This is a genomic window from Haloferax mediterranei ATCC 33500 (assembly GCF_000306765.2).
In the GTDB taxonomy this organism is placed as follows: domain Archaea; phylum Halobacteriota; class Halobacteria; order Halobacteriales; family Haloferacaceae; genus Haloferax; species Haloferax mediterranei.
In genome coordinates this window covers 814,721-835,608 of record NC_017941.2, presented here as the reverse complement: position 1 = coordinate 835,608, position 20,888 = coordinate 814,721, and the positions used below count along the sequence as shown (strand labels likewise).

General features: G+C 60.4%; 16 protein-coding genes and 1 pseudogene. 12 read left to right on the top strand and 5 right to left on the bottom strand.

What is annotated here, in order from left to right; all coding sequences use genetic code 11:
- The first annotated feature begins 54 nt into the window (after positions 1–54).
- The 3 genes from HFX_RS04245 to HFX_RS04235 all read left to right on the top strand — a co-directional run bounded on the left by HFX_RS04245 (position 55) and on the right by HFX_RS04235 (position 2,901).
- On the top strand, positions 55–1,815 hold the full coding sequence (locus HFX_RS04245; RefSeq protein WP_014732198.1) for a cbb3-type cytochrome c oxidase subunit I: 1,761 nt from the start codon (positions 55–57) through the stop codon (positions 1,813–1,815).
- A 358-nt stretch (positions 1,816–2,173) separates the two neighbouring features.
- Positions 2,174–2,431, top strand: coding sequence for a DUF7520 family protein (locus HFX_RS04240; RefSeq protein WP_179955359.1), 258 nt, complete (start codon positions 2,174–2,176; stop codon positions 2,429–2,431).
- 65 nt (positions 2,432–2,496) lie between these two features.
- On the top strand, positions 2,497–2,901 hold the full coding sequence (locus HFX_RS04235; protein WP_004057353.1) for a universal stress protein: 405 nt from the start codon (positions 2,497–2,499) through the stop codon (positions 2,899–2,901).
- On the opposite strand, the pseudogene HFX_RS04230 reads toward HFX_RS04235, so the two are convergent.
- Positions 2,891–3,118, bottom strand: a pseudogene (locus HFX_RS04230) (ABC transporter substrate-binding protein); the annotation flags it as partial. The gene HFX_RS04235 and the pseudogene HFX_RS04230 overlap by 11 nt on opposite strands.
- A gap of 455 nt (positions 3,119–3,573) precedes the next feature.
- Between HFX_RS04230 and HFX_RS04225 the strand changes: the two are divergent.
- A complete protein-coding gene (locus tag HFX_RS04225; RefSeq protein ID WP_004057357.1) occupies positions 3,574–4,149 on the top strand; it encodes a hypothetical protein in 576 nt (191 codons plus the stop codon).
- 404 nt (positions 4,150–4,553) lie between these two features.
- Positions 4,554–4,799 carry a hypothetical protein gene (locus tag HFX_RS04220; protein ID WP_004057359.1) on the top strand — a complete coding sequence of 82 codons (246 nt, stop codon included), beginning with the start codon at positions 4,554–4,556 and terminating at the stop codon, positions 4,797–4,799.
- Positions 4,800–4,811: 12 nt separating this feature from the next.
- Here HFX_RS04220 and acs read toward each other — a convergent pair whose 3' ends face one another.
- Together acs and HFX_RS19590 are read right to left on the bottom strand one after the other, a co-directional pair.
- Positions 4,812–6,800 (bottom strand): acetate--CoA ligase, encoded by a 1,989-nt coding sequence (gene acs / locus HFX_RS04215; RefSeq protein WP_004057360.1) that lies wholly within the window; start codon positions 6,798–6,800, stop codon positions 4,812–4,814.
- Positions 6,801–7,048: 248 nt separating this feature from the next.
- Complete coding sequence (locus tag HFX_RS19590) at positions 7,049–7,198, bottom strand: hypothetical protein (RefSeq protein WP_155844686.1); 150 nt, start codon at positions 7,196–7,198, stop codon at positions 7,049–7,051.
- 443 nt (positions 7,199–7,641) lie between these two features.
- On the opposite strand from HFX_RS19590, the gene HFX_RS04210 reads away from it, so the two are divergent.
- Both HFX_RS04210 and HFX_RS04205 read left to right on the top strand, forming a co-directional pair.
- The gene (locus HFX_RS04210) at positions 7,642–10,785 is read left to right on the top strand and encodes a type 2 lanthipeptide synthetase LanM family protein (RefSeq protein WP_004057361.1); all 3,144 of its coding nucleotides are present in this window, start codon (positions 7,642–7,644) and stop codon (positions 10,783–10,785) included.
- A gap of 202 nt (positions 10,786–10,987) precedes the next feature.
- On the top strand, positions 10,988–11,647 hold the full coding sequence (locus HFX_RS04205; RefSeq protein ID WP_231512914.1) for a hypothetical protein: 660 nt from the start codon (positions 10,988–10,990) through the stop codon (positions 11,645–11,647).
- A gap of 90 nt (positions 11,648–11,737) precedes the next feature.
- On the opposite strand, the gene HFX_RS04200 is transcribed toward HFX_RS04205, so the two are convergent.
- The gene (locus HFX_RS04200; protein WP_004057363.1) at positions 11,738–13,438 is read right to left on the bottom strand and encodes an acyl-CoA mutase large subunit family protein; all 1,701 of its coding nucleotides are present in this window, start codon (positions 13,436–13,438) and stop codon (positions 11,738–11,740) included.
- Positions 13,439–13,641: 203 nt separating this feature from the next.
- Between HFX_RS04200 and HFX_RS04195 the strand changes: the two genes are divergently transcribed.
- From HFX_RS04195 to HFX_RS04185, 3 genes are read left to right on the top strand one after another with little or no spacing between them, the layout of a single operon-like run.
- Positions 13,642–15,567, top strand: coding sequence for a NosD domain-containing protein (locus tag HFX_RS04195; protein WP_004057364.1), 1,926 nt, complete (start codon positions 13,642–13,644; stop codon positions 15,565–15,567).
- Entirely contained in the window at positions 15,560–16,396 is an 837-nt protein-coding gene (locus HFX_RS04190) for an ABC transporter ATP-binding protein (protein WP_004057365.1), read from the top strand. The genes HFX_RS04195 and HFX_RS04190 overlap by 8 nt, the downstream gene beginning before the upstream one ends.
- Positions 16,393–17,199: an ABC transporter permease gene (locus HFX_RS04185; RefSeq protein WP_004057366.1), complete on the top strand. Its 807-nt coding sequence runs from the start codon at positions 16,393–16,395 to the stop codon at positions 17,197–17,199. The genes HFX_RS04190 and HFX_RS04185 overlap by 4 nt, the downstream gene beginning before the upstream one ends.
- A gap of 36 nt (positions 17,200–17,235) precedes the next feature.
- On the opposite strand, the gene HFX_RS04180 is transcribed toward HFX_RS04185, so the two are convergent.
- Positions 17,236–17,880, bottom strand: a complete 645-nt coding sequence (locus HFX_RS04180; protein WP_004057367.1) for an FAD-dependent oxidoreductase — start codon at positions 17,878–17,880, stop codon at positions 17,236–17,238.
- A gap of 284 nt (positions 17,881–18,164) precedes the next feature.
- Here HFX_RS04180 and HFX_RS04175 point away from each other — a divergent pair, with 284 nt between their 5' ends.
- Positions 18,165–19,925, top strand: coding sequence for a 2-oxoacid:acceptor oxidoreductase subunit alpha (locus tag HFX_RS04175; RefSeq protein WP_004057368.1), 1,761 nt, complete (start codon positions 18,165–18,167; stop codon positions 19,923–19,925).
- Positions 19,922–20,785: a 2-oxoacid:ferredoxin oxidoreductase subunit beta gene (locus tag HFX_RS04170; RefSeq protein ID WP_004057369.1), complete on the top strand. Its 864-nt coding sequence runs from the start codon at positions 19,922–19,924 to the stop codon at positions 20,783–20,785. Before HFX_RS04175 ends, HFX_RS04170 begins: the two co-directional genes overlap by 4 nt.
- The last annotated feature ends 103 nt before the right edge of the window (positions 20,786–20,888 follow it).

Sequence of the window (20,888 nt, the reverse complement as noted above, 5' to 3'; positions counted from 1 at the left end):
CACTACTCAGGCACATCCATGGAGGTTAACGGACAGTTAGCACTGACGGTGCTCATGGGGGTCTTCCTCATCGCCGTCGCCGCGTGGCTCGCGCGGGTCGAAGACTGGCGGTCGTACACCCCGCTCGCGGGCGGTGGAACCGTCGGTGGTACTGCAGAGCAGTACGTCTCGGAAGAGAAACCATCCGGGGTCATCCGTTGGTTAACAACGGTCGACCACAAGGACATCGGGATACTTTACGGCGCGTACGCGCTCGTCGCATTCGCCGTAGGCGGACTCATGGTCGTCCTGATGCGTATCGAACTTGCGGACCCGGCGGCGACGGTCATTTCGAACACGTTCTATAACTCGTTGCTCACCAGCCACGGGATTACGATGCTGTTTTTGTTCGGGACGCCCATTCTCGCCGCGTTCTCGAACTACTTCATCCCGCTTCTCATTGGTGCCGACGACATGGCGTTCCCGCGTATCAACGCCATCGCGTTCTGGCTCCTGCCGCCGGCGGCGCTGCTCATCTGGGCCGGGTTCTTCCCCATCCCGGACGTGATTCCGGCGCAGACGGCCTGGACGATGTACACACCGCTTTCGGCCGGTGCCGGCTCCGGAAACCAGGTAAACGCCGGTGTGGACCTGATGCTTCTCGGCCTGCACCTCTCGGGTGTCTCGGCCACGATGGGTGCGATCAACTTCATTGCGACCATCTTCACGGAGCGTGACGAGAAGGTCTCGTGGGCCAACCTCGACATCTTCTCGTGGACGGTCCTCACCCAGTCTGGTCTCATCCTGTTCGCGTTCCCGCTCCTCGGTAGCGCGATTCTCATGCTGCTTCTCGACCGGAACTTCGGAACGATGTTCTTCTCGGTCGACGGCGGCGCAATTCTCTGGCAGCACCTGTTTTGGTTCTTCGGTCACCCCGAAGTGTACATCCTCGTGCTTCCCCCGATGGGTATCGTGAGCCTCGTGCTCCCCCGCTTTGCGGGCCGTCGCCTCTTCGGGTTCAAGTTCGTCGTGTACTCCACGCTCGCCATTGGTGTCCTCTCGTTCGGTGTCTGGGCGCACCACATGTTCGCGACGGGTATCGACCCCCGTCTCCGTGCGTCGTTCATGGCCGTCTCGCTCGCCATTGCGATTCCGAGTGCGGTGAAGACGTTCAACTGGATCACGACGATGTGGAACGGGAAGATTCGCCTCACGACGCCGATGCTCTTCTGTATCGGCTTCGTGTCGAACTTCATCCTCGGCGGCGTGACGGGCGTCTTCCTCGCGTCGATTCCGGTGGACCTCATCCTCCACGACACCTACTACGTCGTCGGTCACTTCCACTACATCGTCATGGGTGCCATCGCCTTCGCCGGCTTCGCTGGCCTCTACTACTGGTTCCCCATCTACACCGGCCGGATGTACCAGGTCACGCTCGGTAAGTGGCACTTCTGGCTCTCGATGATCGGGACCAACGTGACGTTCTTCGCGATGATTCTGCTCGGATACGGTGGCATGCCGCGTCGCTACGCGACCTACCTGCCGCAGTTCGCAACGCTGCACCAGATTGCCACAATCGGCGCGCTCATCCTGCTCGCCGGTCAGATGATTTTCGTCTGGAACTTCGTCCAGTCGTGGCTCGAAGGCCCTGTCGTCCAGGACGGCGACCCATGGAACCTCGGTGAAGACAACCTCGAAACCGCCGAGTGGGCTTGGTTCGAACGGAAACTGCAGACGGCCGTCCCCGACGGTGGCGAAGAAGAGTCTGAACTCGCAACCGACGGCGGTCAAACGATTGCTGACGCGGACACGGTACCTGCGGCTGACGACGAGTAACGAACACACTCGTCGACTTCGCGGCCACTTCTTTCGGACGCTGTTTTCGAGAGCGAACGCGCTCAGCGTCGATTTCGTTCAGAGACAACCTTGCGGCGTTCAGACGAACTCCCGAACGACGCGAGAATGGGTTGAGCGCGCCCGCTCACACTAACTGACGACTGCTGCAGAGAACAGGCGTTTCTCAGATGACGAGGAGAATACCCGTCACAAACATCAGTATCGCGATGGCCCCGAGGATGATTCCGAGGATATCGGTATCCGACATACCGATGGCTTGCGACTGTGCGGCAAAAGGTGCATCGGTGCGCGGAAAGGAACGGAAACCCCTAACAGCGTGCGGTTCGGACCTGAAATCGTGAGTTCGAACGTCCGCGGTCAGCGATTCGTTCTCGGATTATACGTCGCCCTCGTCGCCGCCGCCGGTACCGCAGGCTTCCTCGCGGGGACGTTCGTCCCGAAGCTCAGTGCACCCCAATTTTTGTTCGTAATTCCATTCCCGGCAACACCCATCGGATTCGCTGCCTACGGGGCGCTAACTATCGCACTCGTCCTCGGAATTCCGCTCGTACTCGTCGTCTACGTCTCGTCGGAACTCGACGACAACGCGGTGTAAACCGGTACGAAAACCGGTACGAACCTCGACACAAAAACTAAGACTTGTCACCGGGACGTGAGAGTATGTATCACGTGGTAATCGGTGTCGATGACGACGTAGAACACGCACTTGCGTGCGTCCAAGGGGTCACAAACCTCCCGGGTGACGCCGCCGAAAAAGAAGTTACACTCGTCCATAGTTTCACGGATAACCCCAGTGGTGCGTCCGCGACACAGATTCACTCGGTTCGGGAGGCAAGTGAATACCTCGAAGACCACGGAATCGACTACGATGTGAACGAGTCATCCGGCGACCCCGCGGAGGTCATCATCGACTTCGCCGAAGAAGAAGACGCGGACCTCATTGTCACCGCCGGTCGCAAGCGGTCACCTGCCGGAAAGGCGCTCTTCGGCAGCGTCACACAGTCAGTGATTCTGAACACCGACCGCCCTGTTATGGTGACGGGAACCGCGAGAGGTTCAGAATGAGAACGTCCACACCGGAGTTCTGCGCTTCCGAGAGATACGTCGAGTAGTTCGTGGTCCCGTGTGGTGTTGCGACGGGCTTGACCTGCTCCCATCGCGCAACGTCCGTCATGAACTGCTTCATCGACGCCTGCTGGGTCCGTCCCCAACTGTAGTCGGTGTAGAGTTGGTAGAACTTCAGGTCCTCGCCGTAGGCTTCTTCCACGACCGGCGCGAGCGCCTATGTAGGCGTTGAACATTGAGAAAATACTCCAATGGTGTTTATTAACAATATATTCTGTTGTATTTGACATTCATAGGCAGCAGAAATACGAAACAAAAACGCAGTAGACGACGTGCTCTAGGGATAATCACGTACCAATGGAAAGCCACTCGACGGTCAGAATTGACGGGTAATCGGTCCTTTCAGCCGGTTAAACAACAGGATTTCTGGTATTTCTCGTGAGAACGTCCCCCAGTGTGTTTCGATTCAACGAGTGTGAAATCTCGTTATAATGATAGAGTTACAGGCACGTATATCTACCAGACTATAGATATTTATTCCCGAATTGTGCCAATTTAACCAGTATCACAGTGAACTGACCTCCGATTAATTTCACACAATGATGACTGTTCGAATTATAACTATCACCGTTAAGGGCAAATAACCGGTCGCCACGCTCGTGGCTGATACGTATGACCAAAGAAACGACAGACCACTGGACTCCCACACGCCGGTCCGTCCTGAGACTCGGCACAATGTCGGCGCTGGGTGTTGGTATCGGCGTCCCCGCATTCGCTGGTAGCGCAGCAGCGACGAAATGTCCCAGAACACCCGGTTTCTGGGCGAACCACCCGGACGCGTGGGAGCCCCTAGAACTCGACGACCCCCTCACTATCAGAGGAGTCACGATGACTCACTCCGGGTGGCGTGACTTCCTCGTCTCTCCAACGAAGGGTGACAAGGCGAACATCATGGGAAAGCACTACCTCGCCAGCATTCTGAACCTCAGAAACCGTCCCGTCGACGACCCGACGTGTACAGACAGGAAACTGAAGAGCGGTCCCTTCGAGGGCCACACTATCGAGATGGTGAAGAATAAGGCGGGAGACTGGCTCGACGATTCCAACTGGGCAGAGGAAGAAAAACAGAAGAAATGGATGGCTGGCGGAGTAGACGGTGAACCCCTGAAAGATACGCTCGACAGGTTCAACAACGACCCCAGTTCGCTCGGGCTTTCGTGTTCCTGCAACAACGAGACCTCGCGGTGATAGTTCGACTCTCGGGAGTTGCACAACTATAGCCACCAACTTGTGTCCGTGACTGTGGGTAAAATCTCACACTAACCGCGTGGCGGCAAACAACCCTCGTGTCCGCATTCGATGTCCTCGGTTCGAAGCCGCCCGCACGAATTCACCTTTTTCGACCATTTGTTCTTCGTCTCTACACTCGCGTTCGCGCAGTTCGTACTACGAGTGAAACTATCTCATCAACGATGGCGAGGCCACCCATGTGGTAGTAGTCGTCGAGTCTAGCGGAGAACGCTTCATCTGTCAATAAGTGCCATGCTACTGGACAATACACCTCTGAATACCTCAAAATCACCCGATATAGATTATATTACTACTTAGTCTACACAAGAAAATAACTTATTCGCGGAGCGCGTAAACTACGTATGGCCCTTTCGGATTACACCGGCCAGTCACCGACAGGTCGGGAAGACACCATCGTCCGCGTCGTTCCGCACCGACTGTGGCGACCCGGGGACGAACGAATCGAACCCTGTGCGTACAGCGGTGAAGACATTCGTCTCTCAGAGAAACACTTGCTCGTCGTCCTCGAACGCGACGGCGTTCGCGAGCGGATGTATTTCCGCGACGAGCGGTCGCTCGCTGCATGGTTAGAAGAAAACGAACGGTGAGGCTGCAGGTGGCTACTCGGTGTCGACCTGTTGCTGAATCGATTCGACGATTTCGGGGTTCCGAAGCGTCGTTGTATCACCGAGTTCTTCTCCGTTCGCAATCTCTTCGAGGAGTCGACGCATAATCTTCCCAGACCGCGTCTTCGGCAGTTCGGGCGTGAACACGACCTGTTCGGGGCGGGCGATTGGGCCAATTGCGTCTTCGACGCCCGTGATGATGCGTTCGCGCATCTCGTCGTCTTCCGTCTGTGACTCTTCTGTGATGACGTAGGCGTAGACGGCCTCGCCTTTTACCTCGTGGTCGCCGCCGACGACCGCCGCTTCGGCGACGCCTTCGACACCGACGATGGCGGACTCGATTTCCATCGTCCCGAGACGGTGTCCGGAGACGTTGATTACGTCGTCGACGCGGCCAAGGATGGTGATGTACTCGTCCTGGTCGATTTTCGCTCCGTCCTCTGGGAAGTACACCCAGTCGGCTGGGTCGTTGCTGTCGGTATCAGAGTACTCCCGCCAGTACTCCTGGACGAATCGCTCGTCGTTCTTGTAGAGCGTCCGGAGCATGCCCGGCCACGGCTTGTCGACCGTGAGGTAGCCCGCTCGGCCAGCATCGACCTGCTCCCCACTCGTATCGACGACTTTCGCGTCGATACCCGGCAGCGGCGGCCCGGCTGACCCCGGTTTCATCTTCTTGATTCCCGGGAGGGTCGTAATCATCATCCCGCCCGTCTCAGTCTGCCACCACGTGTCGACGACAGGGCACTCCTCGTTGCCGATGTGCTTGTAGTACCACTTCCACGCACGCGGGTTGATGGGTTCACCCACTGTCCCCAAGAGGCGGAGACTCGACAGGTCGTGTTGTTCTGGGAACCTACTTCCCCACTTCATGAAGGCACGAATCGCCGTCGGCGCGGTGTAGAAAATGTCGACCGAGTACTTTTCGACGATGTCCCACAGACGGTCGCGGTTGGGGAAGTCCGGGGTACCCTCGTACATGACAGTCGTCGTTCCGAGGGCCAGCGGTCCATAGACGATGTAGGAGTGGCCGGTAATCCAGCCGATGTCCGCAGAGCACCAGTAGGTGTCTTCCTTTTTAATGTCTAAGACGGCGTGTGAGGTCCACGCCGCATAGGCGAGATAGCCGCCGGTGGTGTGTTTGACGCCTTTGGGCTGACCGGTCGTGCCCGAGGTGTACATCAAGAAGAGCATGTCTTCGGCGTCGCGCTCGACGGGGTCGATACGCTCGCCAGCGTGTTCGCTCATCAGGTCGTCCCAGTCGTGCTGGTTTGCCTTCAGGTCGTGTCCGAACCCATCGTCTCCCAGTCGGTCGACAACCACTGTTGCATCGACGCCGTGGTCGACGCCATCGAGACCCTCGTTCGCCTTGTCGAGGTGGTCGAGTGCGTCGCCGCGGCGGTAGTAGCCGTCACAAGTGACGAGATACCGGGAGTCAGCGGAGTTCATCCGCGTCGCGAGCGCCTCGGCAGAGAACCCACCGAATACCACCGAGTGCGGTGCGCCGATACGAGCACACGCGAGCATCGCAATCGGTAGCTCGGGAACCATCGGCATATAGAGAGTCACCACGTCGTCTTCCTCGACGCCGAGGTCCCGGAGTGCGGCCGCGAACTCGTTTACCTCGCGATAGAGGTCCTGATACGTGTAGGTCCGCGTGTCGCCGTGTTCCCCCTCCCACTTGATTGCAACCCGGTTTTTCTCGCCATTTTCGACGTGTCGGTCGACACAGTTGTACGAGACGTTCAGCTTTCCACCGGTAAACCACTTGTAGAACGGTGGATTCGAGTCATCAAGTACCTCGTCGTAGTCGTCATCCCAATCCAGCATCTCGGCGGCCCGTTCCCAACACTCGGGCCAGTTCTCCTCGAACTCCTCGTAAATCGAGGGGTCCGACACGTTCGCCTGTTCGACGAACTCCGCAGTGGGTTCGAACTCCGCTTGCTCCACCAACCGTGCCTCAAGTTCACTGTCACCATCTGCCATAGTACGTATGAACTACACTAATTCTCCATGATAAACCTATGCGAACTCCAACAACTTGTCTGAATGTCAGCATTTATTTCGGTGTGAAAACTGGCTGTCGGCGGTACGGAGACACTCATACTGTCCAGTACTTCTCTACAGAACTATCACGAGATGAGTGGTACACACGACACTTCACGGACACACTCTCCTCACGGGGCACTATTGCCCAGTAGTTCACCAAAAAAGCGTCTCAGAACGGGACGGACTTAGAAATCGCAGGTATGGCAGGCCTTCTTCTCCATACCCCCACCATACGTACAGGTACTGACCCGCTGGTCGTTCACAGTGTGGTTGTCGTCAAACTGCTGGTCGTACGTTGCTTTGTCACCGGATTCGATGTCGAGTACTACCGACATATGAGTGAGAATACCACCCACTCACTTATGATTTGTGGCTGTAATGAAAATTCAATATTGAGTGAATGAGTTTCTGACTGCCATTTAGCAGCCGTCTCAAAGCGAATCACTCATCTTTGAGATGGCGGACGAATTCACCGATAAAACGACGTTTGGCGCATTAAAGGGCCTGAAACAACCCACATCCCAATCATTTCCTTTTAATCACTGGTGTAAAATAGTACTGCACGAATGTATATTTGTGTAGTAATAGTTTAGTTTTCTCGGTGGAACGAAGCGTGCATGTCAGTGTCTGTCTCCATAGAGGCGCTCGGTGAAAGGTGGTCTCGAAGCCGTCGACCCCCTGAATCGGGCTGTGGTATCTCGCCAGTGCAAGTGACAGCAACCAGTGACGAAACGATGAACGAACGGTTCTCGACTCAGACTCACGGCGGTCTCTCCCAATGACACAGCAGCTTGCAGCACGAGAAAAACGAGCGATTGCAGGACAGGCACGCACGTTACACGAACGACTAGAGGGGCCACCGAACGACCACGGGGACGACCCACCAATCGCCCCTGACGACCTGCTCGACAAGTGGCGCGAACTGTTTTCGGACGCCGAAGCGTTCCACGAACGACTCGCGTACGACGACCTCACTGAGTCGGAGGTTCGATACCAGCTTACGGCAACACACTGGCCAGCAACTGAACCGTTACCCGACTGGATTGACCGACTCGACTCACTTCTCGCCCACGTTTCCGAGTACCGGTCCTGCGATGAAGCGCGACTCTCCGCCCCCAAGGGAGTTCCGTTCAGTGACCTATTGGTCGCATTCGCAGATTACGGGCTGGAACAACTCGACGCCGACACCCGGTCACAGCCCGTTGCCCAGCAACTCGGCGAGTGGCTCATCGCTCGACTCAGTCGAGTGTCCGTCCGAGCGCTGTACGTCGAGTTCAAGTCGTTCGTCGAGTACCACGACCCGGACCTCGCGGCAGCCGACCCGGCCACCGTCTCGAATCCGGGGACGACGTACTATGACCAGTTTATCGATGCGATGTTCGACGGCGGGATTCGGAAGTTCTGTCTCGAATATCCGGTGCTCGCCAGATACTTCACCCAGCTAGTCACCCAGTGGGTGACGACGGTTACGCTGGTTCAACACCGATTACAGGCCGACCGGTCTGCACTCGAAGCACGGTTCGGAGTCGACGGTGCGGTCACCGAATTTGTCCCGCTCGCCGACGATACACATGCAGGTGGGCAGGTTCCGGTTCGCGTCTCGTTCGAATCCGGGTCAGTCATCTACAAGCCGAGACCGATAGACGCCGGTGTCTCACTGTACGAAGTACTCGAACGGCTAGATGACTATCTGGAAACACCGTCGTTCAGTACACCGGAGTATCTGTCTCGCGAGGGCTACGGTTGGATGGAGCCTATCGAGTACGACGAACCAACCGATACGGCCGCAGTCGAACGGTACTACGAGCGGGCGGGGGTCCTCCTGTGTGTAGCGTACGTGCTCGACCTCCCCGATTGTCAGTACGAGAATCTCATCGTCCGTGGCGAACAGCCGACGATTATCGATGCGGAGACGCTGTTCCACCCACCCGTCTCTCCTACCGACTCCTCGTCCACGACAGCGATAGCCGCCGCGACGTCGGATACTGTTCTCCGAACCGCACTGTTGCCGTGGAAGGTGGTCGACAGCGACGACGACGGGTCGTCACCGTTTTTAGCCGCTGGTCTCGGGCGGAACAGCGAGACGAAAGCGGTCTCGGAGGTATCGAAACCCGTCATCAAGGCGGCCAACACAGACGTGATGACCGTCGAGGGAGAGTCGCCGACGGTCGACCGAAGAACAAACACGCCCAGCGTGGACGGTGTCGACCGACCACCTGAACGATACCTCGACGCCATCGTCGGCGGCTTTCAGCGAACCCACGAGACGGTTTGCAGCCTGCACGAGGACGGCCAGTTCCGTACCGATATCCTCACTTCGGAGCTTGTCGAGAGAATCGAAAACCGACTGGTGTATCGCCCGACGGCGACGTACAGTTCGATTCTGCGACTGAGCCGAGCACGAGACCCGCTTCGAGATGGTGCCCGACTCTCCGTCGAACTCGAACGGCTCGCAGCGCCGTTTTTCGACGGCCGAATCGAATCCGACCGGTTCTGGGGGCTGTTCGAAGCTGAACGACGGTCGCTCCTTCGTCGGGACGTACCGCGGTTCACTGCCCAACCAGACCAGACGATGGTATCGCACGATGGGACCGAGACTGGTGTTTCGGTGGATACGTCCGGGTACGAACGGTGTCTCCAGCGACTCGACGCGATGGACGCAGCCGACCGGCAACGACAAACCGAGCTTCTCCGCCGGTGTCTCGATGCGTCGATTCCGGACCGAGGGGCACCGGCGTCGCCCGAACCAGTGACTGACGACCGACTCCAGCGCGAAGCAGTCAAACACGGTGACATGGTACTCAACGCAGCAATCGAGACAGAGGCTGGTCGCCAGTGGGTCTCGTATATCGGTGCGGAGTTGCCACAGCTTGGGCTCTCACCAGCAGACAACACGCTTTACGCCGGGCGAGGTGGCATCGGGATTGCCGCAGCGGCACTGTACGACCAAACAGGCCACAGCCGTTTCGAGGAACTCGCAGTCGACTGTCTCGATGCAGTTGCCAGCGACCGGGGGGTGTCAGAAACCGAGTTCGGTGGTATCACCGGCACCGGGTCGCTCGTGTACAGCCTCTCTGTTGCCGCCGACCTTCTGGACCGACCAGTGTATCGAGAGCGTGCTGCGGCCCACGCTCGTGCTGTGACGACAGAGCAACTCGCGGCAGACGAGACATTCGACGTTATCGATGGGACCGCCGGAGTACTGCTCGGACTGCTCGCACACTACGAGCGATACGGCGGGTCGACGGTTCTCGACCGGGCGCTCGATTGTGGAAAGCGACTGCTCGACAACCGAGTCTCGGTCGATGGACACCACGTCTGGACGACTGGCACTGGAAAGCCACTGCCAGGAATGGCACACGGCCAGAGCGGTATCGCGTATGCGCTCGCCCGACTCGGTGCAGTCGTCGACGACGACCGATACGAGACGGCGGCCCGCGAGGCCCTCGCGTACGAGTCTACGTTGTACGACCCAGAGCAATCGAACTACCCGATTCCGACAGACGCCGGGGACCCCCAGTATCTGGACCGGTGGTGCGAGGGACGGACGGGATGTGCACTCGCGCGACTTGGCATCGGCAGCGTTCTCGACGACGAGGCGCTTCTCACCGAGGCAAACCAACTGCTGTCGGCGACCGCTTCGGCCGACAGGAACCAGTACGACCAGCTTTGCTGTGGCACACTCGGGCAGGCGACGGCGCTACTCGAATCGGCGCGCCGAACCGGGCGAGACGAGACTGACGCGCGTGCGCTGGTCGACCGCTGTGTCGCACGACAGGAACAGTCGGGGGCGTTGTGCATGCCCGGTCACAGCCGACAGCTTCCGAACTCGACGTTCTTCAATGGGGGAAGCGGAGTGGCGTACAGCCTGCTCCGGTTCGCCAACCCTGACGAACTTCCCTGTGTGCTTCTGCTGGAGTGAGGTTACCCTTGGTGTGGTGATTCGGCTGGTGCGAGATTGCCGCTGATGTGGTGATTCGGCTGGCGTGAGATTGCTGCTGATGTGAGGGTTCTGCTGGGTGAAGCTCCGCGGGAGTGAACTTCTCGGAACGGTGGTCGCCTCGGTGCTGGACGAACGACCGGGTCGCCACAAGATACAAGACGCTGGTGAGAAAGTCGCAAACATGTCAGAGTTAAAAAAGGTCGTGTTCACGGTCGCCGACGTCGAGGCCGAGGAACGACTGATTCGAGAGTACGTCGCGTCTGCGTTCCAGCGAATCGAACACCGAGACGACGCCCAGTGGCCGATTTTCAACCGCTACGGACAGGACCCGTCCATGGACCACGGTGAAGTCGTGTTCTACATCTTCGGCGATACAGAGGCGGTCGTTAGTGATGAACGACCGCGATGGGACGAACTCGCCGCCAGCAACCGACTCGACGAGTGGGAGGTCGTCGACACCGGCGTCGAGATTGCCGATTTCGACGAACGGCAACGACTCCAGTTTCGACTCCGGTACGCGGCGAGTCGGATGAGCTTAGACTGCCTGGATACCTTCGACTCACTCCCCGACGCACTGGACGAGTTCGAAGACGAGGTGTACACGGTCGGCTGGGGGTCCTGTCTTCACCACCTCATCAACCAGCTTGGATACCAGGCAAACGGCGGGGAAGAAGAGATAGACCTCCTGTTTCAGAGTCTGGTGGGACGGCTGTACGCGATGAATATGGCTCCCAGCTATGGCTCGGGGGTTACCGTGTCGAAGATAGAGGAGTTGAAAACGGAACTCGACGCGTTGTCGACCAGACTCCAAGAGCAGGAACGCGACCAGCAGACGACGTAATCGGTAGGGGAGACTGCGGGTATCGACGGCGATGGCGGCGGTGATAGCGGTGACAACCTACGTCAGTGAGCCGCCCGAATTACGGCTCGTTCATGCGAGACCGATTTTCTCGCGGTACGCGCCGTACTTCGCCTCGAAGACATCCATGATTTCACCCATCGTGGCGTAGGCCTTCACGGCATCGACGAGCACGGGCATGACGTTCTCTTCTGCTTCGATTGTCTCGCGGAGTTCGTCGAGTGCCGCCTCGACTTCCTCGTCGTCGCGCTCTTGTTTAACCGATTCGAGGCGTTCGAGTTGGCGGTCCTGCACCTCGTCTTCGACGTGCAGGAGGTCGGGTTTGGTGTCGCCGTCGGTCGCGTACTTGTTGACGCCGACGACGATTTCTTCGTTCTTCTCGACGCGCGACTGGTACTCGTAGGACGCTTCGCCGATTTCCTTGTGGTAATAGCCTTCATCGATACCGGCGAGGACGCCGTCGCGGACCGACCCGTCGCCCATCTCGCGAATCTCCTCGATGTAGGCCATCGCCTCGTCCTCGATTTCATCGGTGAGTTTCTCGATGAAGAAACTGCCGCCGAGCGGGTCGATAACGTCGGCTGCGCCGGATTCCTCGGCGATTATCTGTTGGGTGCGTAGGGCGACCGTAACCGCCTCTTCGGACGGGAGCGCCAGTGCCTCGTCGAAGCTGTTGGTGTGAAGCGACTGGGTTCCGCCGAGGACGCCCGCGAGCGCCTGAATCGTGACGCGGACGATGTTGTTGAGCGGTTGTTGCGCCGTCAGCGACTGCCCCGCCGTCTGGGTGTGGAACTTCAGTTGCTTCGAGCGCTCGTCTTCGGCACCGTACCACTCGGTCATCACGTGGTGGTAAATCCGCCGAGCGGCGCGGAACTTTGCAACTTCCTCGAAGATGGAGTTGTGCGAGTTGAAGAAGAACGAGAGTTGCGGGGCGAACTCGTCGATGTCGAGGCCGCGGTCCACCGCGTCTTCGACGTAAGCGAAGCCGTCGGCGAGGGTGAATGCGAGTTCCTGAATCGCCGTCGACCCGGCCTCACGGATGTGGTACCCGGAAACCGAGATGGGTCGGATGCGCGGGGTCTCGTCGGCGGCGAACTCGACCGTGTCGGTGACGAGTTTGAGCGACGGTTCGGGCGGAATGACCCACTCCTTCTGTGCGATGAACTCCTTGAGCATGTCGTTCTGGAAGGTCCCTCCAATTTGGTCACGGGACACACCGCGGTTGTCCGCGAGCGCGACATACATGGCGAAGACGACCGGCGCGGAGGGGTTGATGGTAAAGGACGTGGTCACATCGCCGATGTCGATGCCGTCGAAGAGGACCTCCATGTCGCGGAGCGTGTCGACGGCGACGCCTTCCTTCCCAACTTCGCCATCCGAAAGCGGGTCGTCCGAATCCTTTCCCATGAGCGAGGGCATGTCGAACGCGGTCGACAGTCCCGTCTGGCCGTTTTCGATGAGGTAGTGGAACCGCTCGTTCGTCTCTGTCGCGGTTCCGAACCCGGCGAACTGGCGCATCGTCCACGTGCGGCCGCGGTACATCGTTGGATATACCCCGCGGGTGTAGGGCGACTCACCGGGGAAGCCGAGGTCCTCCTCGTAGTCGAGGTCGGAAACGTCCTCGGGCGTGTAGAGGTCGTCGACCTCGTGGTTCGAGACGGTCGCAAACCGGTCTTTGCGCTCTCCACCCTTTTCGAGGAACGGGTCGCGAGTCTCTGATTCCCACTGTTCGCGTGCCTCGCGAATGGACGCCAAGTCCTCGTCGTCGTACATGGTCATGAATCAGGATGGGCGATGATTAATTATTCGGGTATTTTCCAGTTGGTATTGCTTCGACAGACAGACCATCGTGCATATCACTCCCCGCCGACCTAGCCCCGGGTATGCACGACTTCGAGAACGACACGGGCCGACCGCTGGCAGCGACCCGCTCGGTTGCCGCGACCGATTGCTTCCCCGTCGGGCGCTGACACCAGATGGCACTTGTTACCCCTACGGCGACCCGGTGGACCGCCGCCGCGGTGGCTCTCGTGTTCGTCCTCGCAAGCGTTTCGTTCGTCGTTCCCGCCACGGGGACGGTTTCACCGGTTCCGTTCGACGACACCGTCAAGACCGGCGGCACGTCGGTCGATATTCTCCTATCAGATGGCGAGGGTTTCGAAGTCCCGGTTGCACAGGTTCACTTCTCGCGGTACCGCTACGTCATCGGCTACTACGACGTGACAACCGCGGCCGCCGACATCTCGACCTCCGAAAGTGCCCGCCAGTTCGGCGACCCGCTCGCCGTATTCGTCACTGACTACGCGACGGTCACTCCGGCCCTCGGCGAGGACAACTACCTCCGAACCGAGAACAACCGCACTCCCGGTTGGGTCAAGGCATCTGAGGCGTCGTTCGTCGTCGACTCGGGTGCTCGCGTCCCGTCCGGCCCCATCGCCGTCCCGTTTTCAGATGCTGACGCCGCGCAGTCGTTCGCCGACGAACACGGTGGCGAAGTCATCGATTGGCGGACGCTTCAGGACCGAACCGGCAGTCCACTCTCGTCACGACTCGCTGCCTTTGAATCGTCCGTCAAGTCCCACCACGACTGGGCCAACCAGACTGTCGCTGCGAGTGATTCGCTGTTCGACCGCCCCGTCTCGACTGTCGTGGGCGAGGATGCGCCAACCGTCGAGGCAGCCGTCGAATCGGCACCGAACGGCACCGCCGTCTACGTCCCCGCCGGAACGTACTCGGTCGAGTCGGTCGACCTGAATCGCTCGATTACCCTCGTCGGGGCCGGAACCGAGACGGCACTCGTCGACGACGGCAACGACACCGCCGTCCACATCCGCGCCGACCGCGCCGCCGTGGCGAACCTCTCTATCTCCGGCGTCGGTGATGTCGGCACCCGACGCATCCGTGTGACAAACGAGTCTGTCGATTGGGACACCCGCGTCCAACTCGCCTACGGCCGCGGCGACACCGGTATCGTCCTCGACGGGGCGAACGGGTCCGCGGTTCGAAACGTCCGTATCGACACGCCCGCAAGCGGCGTCATCGTCCGCGAGAGCGCGAGCAGCGTCCTCGACAATCTGACTGTACAGGGTGCTGAAGACCCATCTGACGGCTTCATGGGCGTCGTCCTCATCGGCGAGCGCTCGGTCGTCGAGGATTCGACGTTCCTCGACGGACGCGACGGTGTCTACACCCACCGCGCGGACGGGAGTGTCGTCAGGAACAACCACATGGAAGACGGACGCTACGGCGTCCACGAGATGTACACTTCGGACATGCTCGTCGCCGACAACGTTGTCCGCGAAAACCGAATCGGGGTCATCATCATGACCCGCCCCGTCGGAAACCTCGTGGTCGGAAACGACGTGCAAGACTCGAACTTCGGCTTCATCCCCGCCGGAAGCGACACCTACGTCGCCGACAACGTCTTCGCAAACAACGAGTACGGCATGGACGTAAGCGGCGACAGGCAAGTGTACGTCCGGAACGTCGTTGCTGGCAACGAAATCGGCGTCCGCGGGAGTTCGACCTTCCCGACGAACGTCGTCGTCCGAAACGATATCGTCGACAACGACGTGCAGGTCGAATCGGCGCTCGGGCCGATGCGAACGTGGACCCGAGAAGGCGACGGCAACTACTGGGGCGACCTTCCACTCGAAGACGCCGACGGCGACGGGGTCTACGACCGGGCATTCCAGCCATCCGGGCCGGTTGACGCCGAACTCGGCCGAAGCCCCACCGCACTCGTCCTCTCACGGTCGCCCGTGATGGACGCTCTTCGCCGCGCCCGCGACGACGTGGCCGGACTCCGCGGGTCCGGCGTCGTCGATGCTGCGTCCCGGACGGAGCCAGTACAACCGGACGTACTCGCCAGAGTGAACGCGACGGGGGAAGCAGATGTCTGAACGAGACTCGGCGGCCGGAGAGAAAACAGTGCAAGAGACAACAGACACCGCAGGCGCGACGAGTACAATCGATTCGGACAGTACAGTTGATTCGGACGAATCACACTCACCAGCTCACGCAGCCCCGGCCATCGAGGCGACTGCCCTCACGCACGCGTTCGGCGACGTTCGCGTCCTCGAAGGCGTTTCACTGTCGGTTGCGCCCGGCGAAATCGTCGCACTCGTCGGTCCGAACGGGTCGGGGAAGTCCACGCTCCTCCGCTTCTTGACGAAGGTCCGCGCCCCCGACGAAGGCACCATCTCAGTCGGCGGAAACGGGGGCGGAAACAATCGTGTTGGCTACCTCCCGCAACAACCCGGTTTCCGAGACGGCTTTTCGACCGCCGATACGCTCCGGTTCTACGCGCAGTTCGTCGACGAGGAGGTGGATGTCACCGAAGTGCTGGACCGTGTCGGCCTCGCAACTGCGGCGAACCGCCGCGTCGGTGCTCTCTCCGGCGGGATGACTCGCCTACTCGGTCTTGGACGAGCGCTCATTGGCGACCCGGCCGTGCTCGTCCTCGACGAACCCGCCAGCGGCCTCGACCCGGGAATGGTCGAACGACTGTTCGACATCGTCTCGACGCTCGCCGAGTCAGGGGTCGCAGTCGTCCTCTCGTCGCACAACCTCGGCCCGGTCGAACGCACCGCGGACCGCGTCGTCGTCCTCGATGGGGGCCGGTTCGTCGCCGACGGCCCGCCGCGTGAATTAGTCGAGCCGGTCGGTGCGAGCGACCTCCAGACGGCGTTCGGTGAACTCGTTTCGACCGACGAGGTGGAAGGCCGATGAGCGACGGCGAAGACCTGTTTGCCATCGCGGCCCGCGAACTCCGGACGGTCGTTCGAACACCCGCTGTCGTCGCTCTCTCGGTCGTCTTCGGCTTGACTGTCGTCGCCGTCGCGGCCGCGGGGACCGGTTCACGCGGCGGATACGTCCCGCTCGTCCTCGACTTGGTTCCCTTCGTCGAGGCGCTCGTCCCGCTTCTCGCCTTCGCGCTCTGCTATCGGGCCGTTCTCACGGACCGACGGACCGGCGAGTTGGACGTACTCCGGACCTTCGACGTGTCTCGTCTCTCGTACGTCGGCGGCGTCTACCTCGGTCGGAGCCTCGCGCTCGTGGTCGTCGTCTTCGGGTCGCTCCTCGTTTCGGCCGCGACCGTTCCCGTGTTGTCGCCGGAGAAATCGGCGTTTCTAGCCCTGAACGCGGCCGCCGATTCGCCGGTCGCGTTCGTCCGGTTCGCCGTGCTCGCGGTGATATTCGCGCTGGCGACTGCGGCGGTCGCACTTGCCGTCTCCGCCGCCGCGCGGACCGCTCGGCAGGCTATCGCACTCGCCGTTGGGTTGGTCGTCGCCTTCGTCGTCGGCATCGATGCCGCGGCGGTCGCGGGACTCGCCTCAGGAACGTTCGGTATCGACGCCGTGCCGCTGGTGCTCGCGCTCAGTCCGAACGGAGCGTTTCGGTCGCTCGTCTTCGGCGTCGCCGTCGAAACGGGAAGTCATACGTCGCCGTTGGTGTCGCTCTTGGGTCTCGCGGGGTGGCTCAGCGGAGCGCTCGTGCTCGCGGTGCTGACGGCGTGGAAGCCGGTCGACTAAGTCGCAAGAAAGAATCCGAAACGCGTTTTCGATACGTTACCCGAAGTTCTCGATTTTCGCCGCGTCAACGTCGCCGCCGGCGTTTTCGATCGCGTCGACGGCGGCGTCGACGAATCCTGCGAAGCCGTAGACGAACACCTGTTCGTCGTCGCCGTTTACGAGCGCGTCCGACACGGCTCCGGCGAGTGCGTCCTCGTCGTCGGTGACGACGACACTCGCACCGCCATCGCGGAGCGCGTCGAGTCGGTCCTCGTGCGCGGGCGCGTCATCGAGATAGACGACTGCGGCTTCGTTGTCGTCGGCGACCGCCGCCTCGGCGATACCGACCGCAGGGCCGATACCCGGGCCACCGGCGAGAACGACCACGCGCGCCTCGCCGTCGTAGTAGCTGTCGCCGAACGGACCGGAGAGGTCGATGGTGTCGCCCTCGGCGAGCGATTCGAGGTGCTGGCTGAACGGCCCGGCTTCCTCGGGGTCGATTCCCACGGTCACTTCGAAAGTGTCGCCGACGCCGGGCGACGAGAGCGTATAGAAGCGGGCGTACGACTCGCCGTCGACTTCGGCGGTGAGCTTCACGAACTGGCCCGGCTCGGCCTCGAAGCCGTCGGGCGTCTCGAACTCGATAGCGACCGTTCCGGGTCCGACGTTGCGGGCCGCGGAGACGGTGACGGTTGCGTCCATGTGACCCGCTTCGACGTAGGCTCACAAGGGCCTTGCCTTCCCGGATAGGGTGAGAAATGCGACCGCGTCTCGAATCCGGAGGAACTTGCCGCGAGCGGCCGGAATCGGGTGTAATTGGACATTTGTCCACCACATTCCGAAACAGTGGCCAATCAGATTGTATAATCCGGTGATAAACACATTCTAGGGACCTGTATACCGAGGTTTCGTTTATGAACAGCACCGATATTTCACACAAACTTTCAGAAGGCTTTTGACCCGGCTATGGGTAGATTTCACTCAGCATGCCTGCGGACTTCAACTGGGCCATCGGCGGCGAGGCTGGCGATGGCATCGACTCCACGGGGAAGATTTTCGCTCAGGCACTCTCCCGGGCTGGACGGCACGTGTTTACTTCCAAGGATTTCGCTTCGCGAATCCGCGGCGGCTACACTGCATACAAAGTTCGGACTGCCATCGACCCCGTACAGAGCGTCGTCGACCGACTCGACGTGCTCATTGCACTTACACCACGAACGATTGAGGAGAACCTCGACGAACTCCACGACGGTTCGGTCATCATCTACGACGGTGACCGCTCGACGATGGCGGACGTCGAGATTCCTGAAGGAATGGTCGGGCTGGACGTTCCCCTTCAGGCGCTCGCAGAAGAGGCTGGCGGCGCAATCATGCGTAACGTCGTCGCACTCGGCGCGGCGTGTGCCGTCACCGACTTCCCTATCGAGAACCTCGACAGCGCGCTCCAGAAGCGCTTCGGCGGGAAGGGTGAGGCAATCGTTGAGAACAACAAGGAGGCGGCTCGCGCCGGACTCGAATTCGTACACGAGGAATTCGACCACGAATTCGACTACGACCTCGAGACGACCGACGAAGACTACGTCCTCCTGAACGGCGACCAGGCCATCGGTATGGGCGCAATCGCCGCCGGTTGCCGGTTCTACGCTGGCTACCCCATTACACCGGCGACGAACGTCATGGAGTACCTGACCGGGCGTATCGAACGCTACGGCGGCCACGTCGTGCAGGCGGAAGACGAACTCGCCGCAATCAACCTCGCGCTCGGTGCTGCGCGCGCCGGTGCGCGCTCGATGACCGCAACCTCCGGTCCGGGTATCGACCTCATGGCGGAGACGTTCGGTCTTGTCGCCACCTCGGAGACGCCGCTCGTCATCGTCGACGTGATGCGCTCCGGTCCTTCGACCGGGATGCCGACGAAGCAAGAACAGGGCGACCTGAACATGATGCTTCAGGGTGGCCACGGCGAGATTCCGCGCTTCGTCGTCGCACCGACGACCATCTCCGAGTGTTTCTGGAAGACCGTCGAGGCGTTCAACCTCGCCGAGAAGTACCAGCTTCCGGTCTACGTCGCCGCCGACCTCGCGATGGCAGTCACGGAACAGACCTTCTCCCCCGAGACGTTCGATATGGACGAAGTCGAAATCGACCGCGGCAAGGTCGTCGACGACGACACCATCGACGAATGGCTCGACGAGAAAGGCCGATTCCAGCCACACGCACTCACCGACGACGGCATCAGTCCGCGCGCGTTCCCCGGTACGGACGAGGGTGCACACATGTCGACTGGTCTCGAACACGACGAACTCGGTCGCCGGACCGAAGACACCTCGATGCGCGTCAAGCAGGTCGAAAAGCGCGACCGGAAGGTCGAGACGGCGAAGTCCGACGAGGACTTCTCGCCGCGTGAGTTCGGCGACACCGACTCGGACGTGCTCGTTATCTCGTGGGGTTCCAACGAGGGCGCGCTCGTCGAGGCCATGAACTTCCTCGAAGCGGACGGCATCGACATCCGCTTCCTCTCAGTTCCGTACATGTTCCCGCGTCCGGACCTCTCGGACGCTATCGAGGCGGCAGACGAAGTCATCGTCGTCGAGTGTAACGCGACGGGACAGTTCGCCAACGTCGTCGAGCACGACACATTAACCCGTGTCAAGCGCATTAACAAGTACGACGGCGTCCGCTTCAAGGCGGACGAACTCGCAGACGAAATCAAATCGACCCTCGACGCAGAGGAGGTTTCAGCATGAGCTCAGACGTCCGCTTCACCGACTTCAAGTCAGACAAACAACCGACCTGGTGTCCCGGCTGTGGGGACTTCGGGACGATGAACGGTATCATGAAAGCCCTCGCCAACTCCGGCAACGACCCGGACAACACGTTCCTGGTCGCCGGTATCGGCTGTTCCGGCAAAATCGGGACGTACATGCACTCGTACGCCATCCACGGCGTTCACGGGCGCTCGCTCCCCGTCGCTGCCGGGGCCAAGCTGGCGAACCCCAACCTGACCGTCGTCGCCGCCGGTGGCGACGGTGACGGGTACTCCATCGGTGCGGGGCACTTTATCCACGCCGTTCGCCGCAACGTCGACATGGCCTACGTCGTCATGGACAACCGTATCTACGGCCTGACGAAGGGTCAGGCGTCGCCGACTTCGCGCGAGGACTTCGAGACCTCGACGACCCCCGAAGGGCCGCAGCAGCCGCCGGTCAACCCGCTGGCGCTGTCGCTGGCCGCCGGTGGCACGTTCATCGCGCAGTCCTTCGCGACCGACCACAAGCGTCACGCCGAAATCGTGCAGGAAGCTATCGAGCACGATGGCTTCGGCTTCGTGAACGTGTTCAGTCCGTGTGTCACGTTCAACGACGTGGACACCTACGACTACTTCCGCGACAACCTCGTGGACCTCAAGGAGACGGACCACGACCCGACCGACTACGACGCTGCCAAGGACAAGATTCTCGACTCTTCGAAGGAGTACGAGGGAATCATCTACAAAGACGAGAGTTCGGTCTCCTACGAGCAGAACTTCGGCGTCACGGAGAACATGTCCGACATTCCGTCGGGTGCCCCCGACGACGCGATGGACCTCGTCCGCGAGTTCTACTAACCCGCGTTCGATTCACCACGTCGGTTGTTCTTTCGGCCCGACTGTTCTTTCGATTGGGCCGTTTGGCCGTTTTTTGACCTTCCCCGTTCGGTAGTACTCGCTA

Coding starts and splice junctions, on each gene's coding strand:
- HFX_RS04170 (WP_004057369.1), top strand. CDS start 19,922: ATGAGCTCAGACGTCCGCTTCACCGACTTCAAGTCAGACAAACAACCG.
- HFX_RS04225 (WP_004057357.1), top strand. CDS start 3,574: ATGACCAAAGAAACGACAGACCACTGGACTCCCACACGCCGGTCCGTC.
- HFX_RS04175 (WP_004057368.1), top strand. CDS start 18,165: ATGCCTGCGGACTTCAACTGGGCCATCGGCGGCGAGGCTGGCGATGGC.
- HFX_RS04190 (WP_004057365.1), top strand. CDS start 15,560: ATGTCTGAACGAGACTCGGCGGCCGGAGAGAAAACAGTGCAAGAGACA.
- HFX_RS04210 (WP_004057361.1), top strand. CDS start 7,642: ATGACACAGCAGCTTGCAGCACGAGAAAAACGAGCGATTGCAGGACAG.
- HFX_RS04180 (WP_004057367.1), bottom strand. CDS start 17,880: ATGGACGCAACCGTCACCGTCTCCGCGGCCCGCAACGTCGGACCCGGA.
- HFX_RS04200 (WP_004057363.1), bottom strand. CDS start 13,438: ATGTACGACGACGAGGACTTGGCGTCCATTCGCGAGGCACGCGAACAG.
- HFX_RS04220 (WP_004057359.1), top strand. CDS start 4,554: ATGGCCCTTTCGGATTACACCGGCCAGTCACCGACAGGTCGGGAAGAC.
- HFX_RS04185 (WP_004057366.1), top strand. CDS start 16,393: ATGAGCGACGGCGAAGACCTGTTTGCCATCGCGGCCCGCGAACTCCGG.
- HFX_RS04205 (WP_231512914.1), top strand. CDS start 10,988: ATGTCAGAGTTAAAAAAGGTCGTGTTCACGGTCGCCGACGTCGAGGCC.
- acs (WP_004057360.1), bottom strand. CDS start 6,800: ATGGCAGATGGTGACAGTGAACTTGAGGCACGGTTGGTGGAGCAAGCG.
- HFX_RS04235 (WP_004057353.1), top strand. CDS start 2,497: ATGTATCACGTGGTAATCGGTGTCGATGACGACGTAGAACACGCACTT.
- HFX_RS19590 (WP_155844686.1), bottom strand. CDS start 7,198: ATGTCGGTAGTACTCGACATCGAATCCGGTGACAAAGCAACGTACGAC.
- HFX_RS04195 (WP_004057364.1), top strand. CDS start 13,642: ATGGCACTTGTTACCCCTACGGCGACCCGGTGGACCGCCGCCGCGGTG.
- HFX_RS04245 (WP_014732198.1), top strand. CDS start 55: ATGGGGGTCTTCCTCATCGCCGTCGCCGCGTGGCTCGCGCGGGTCGAA.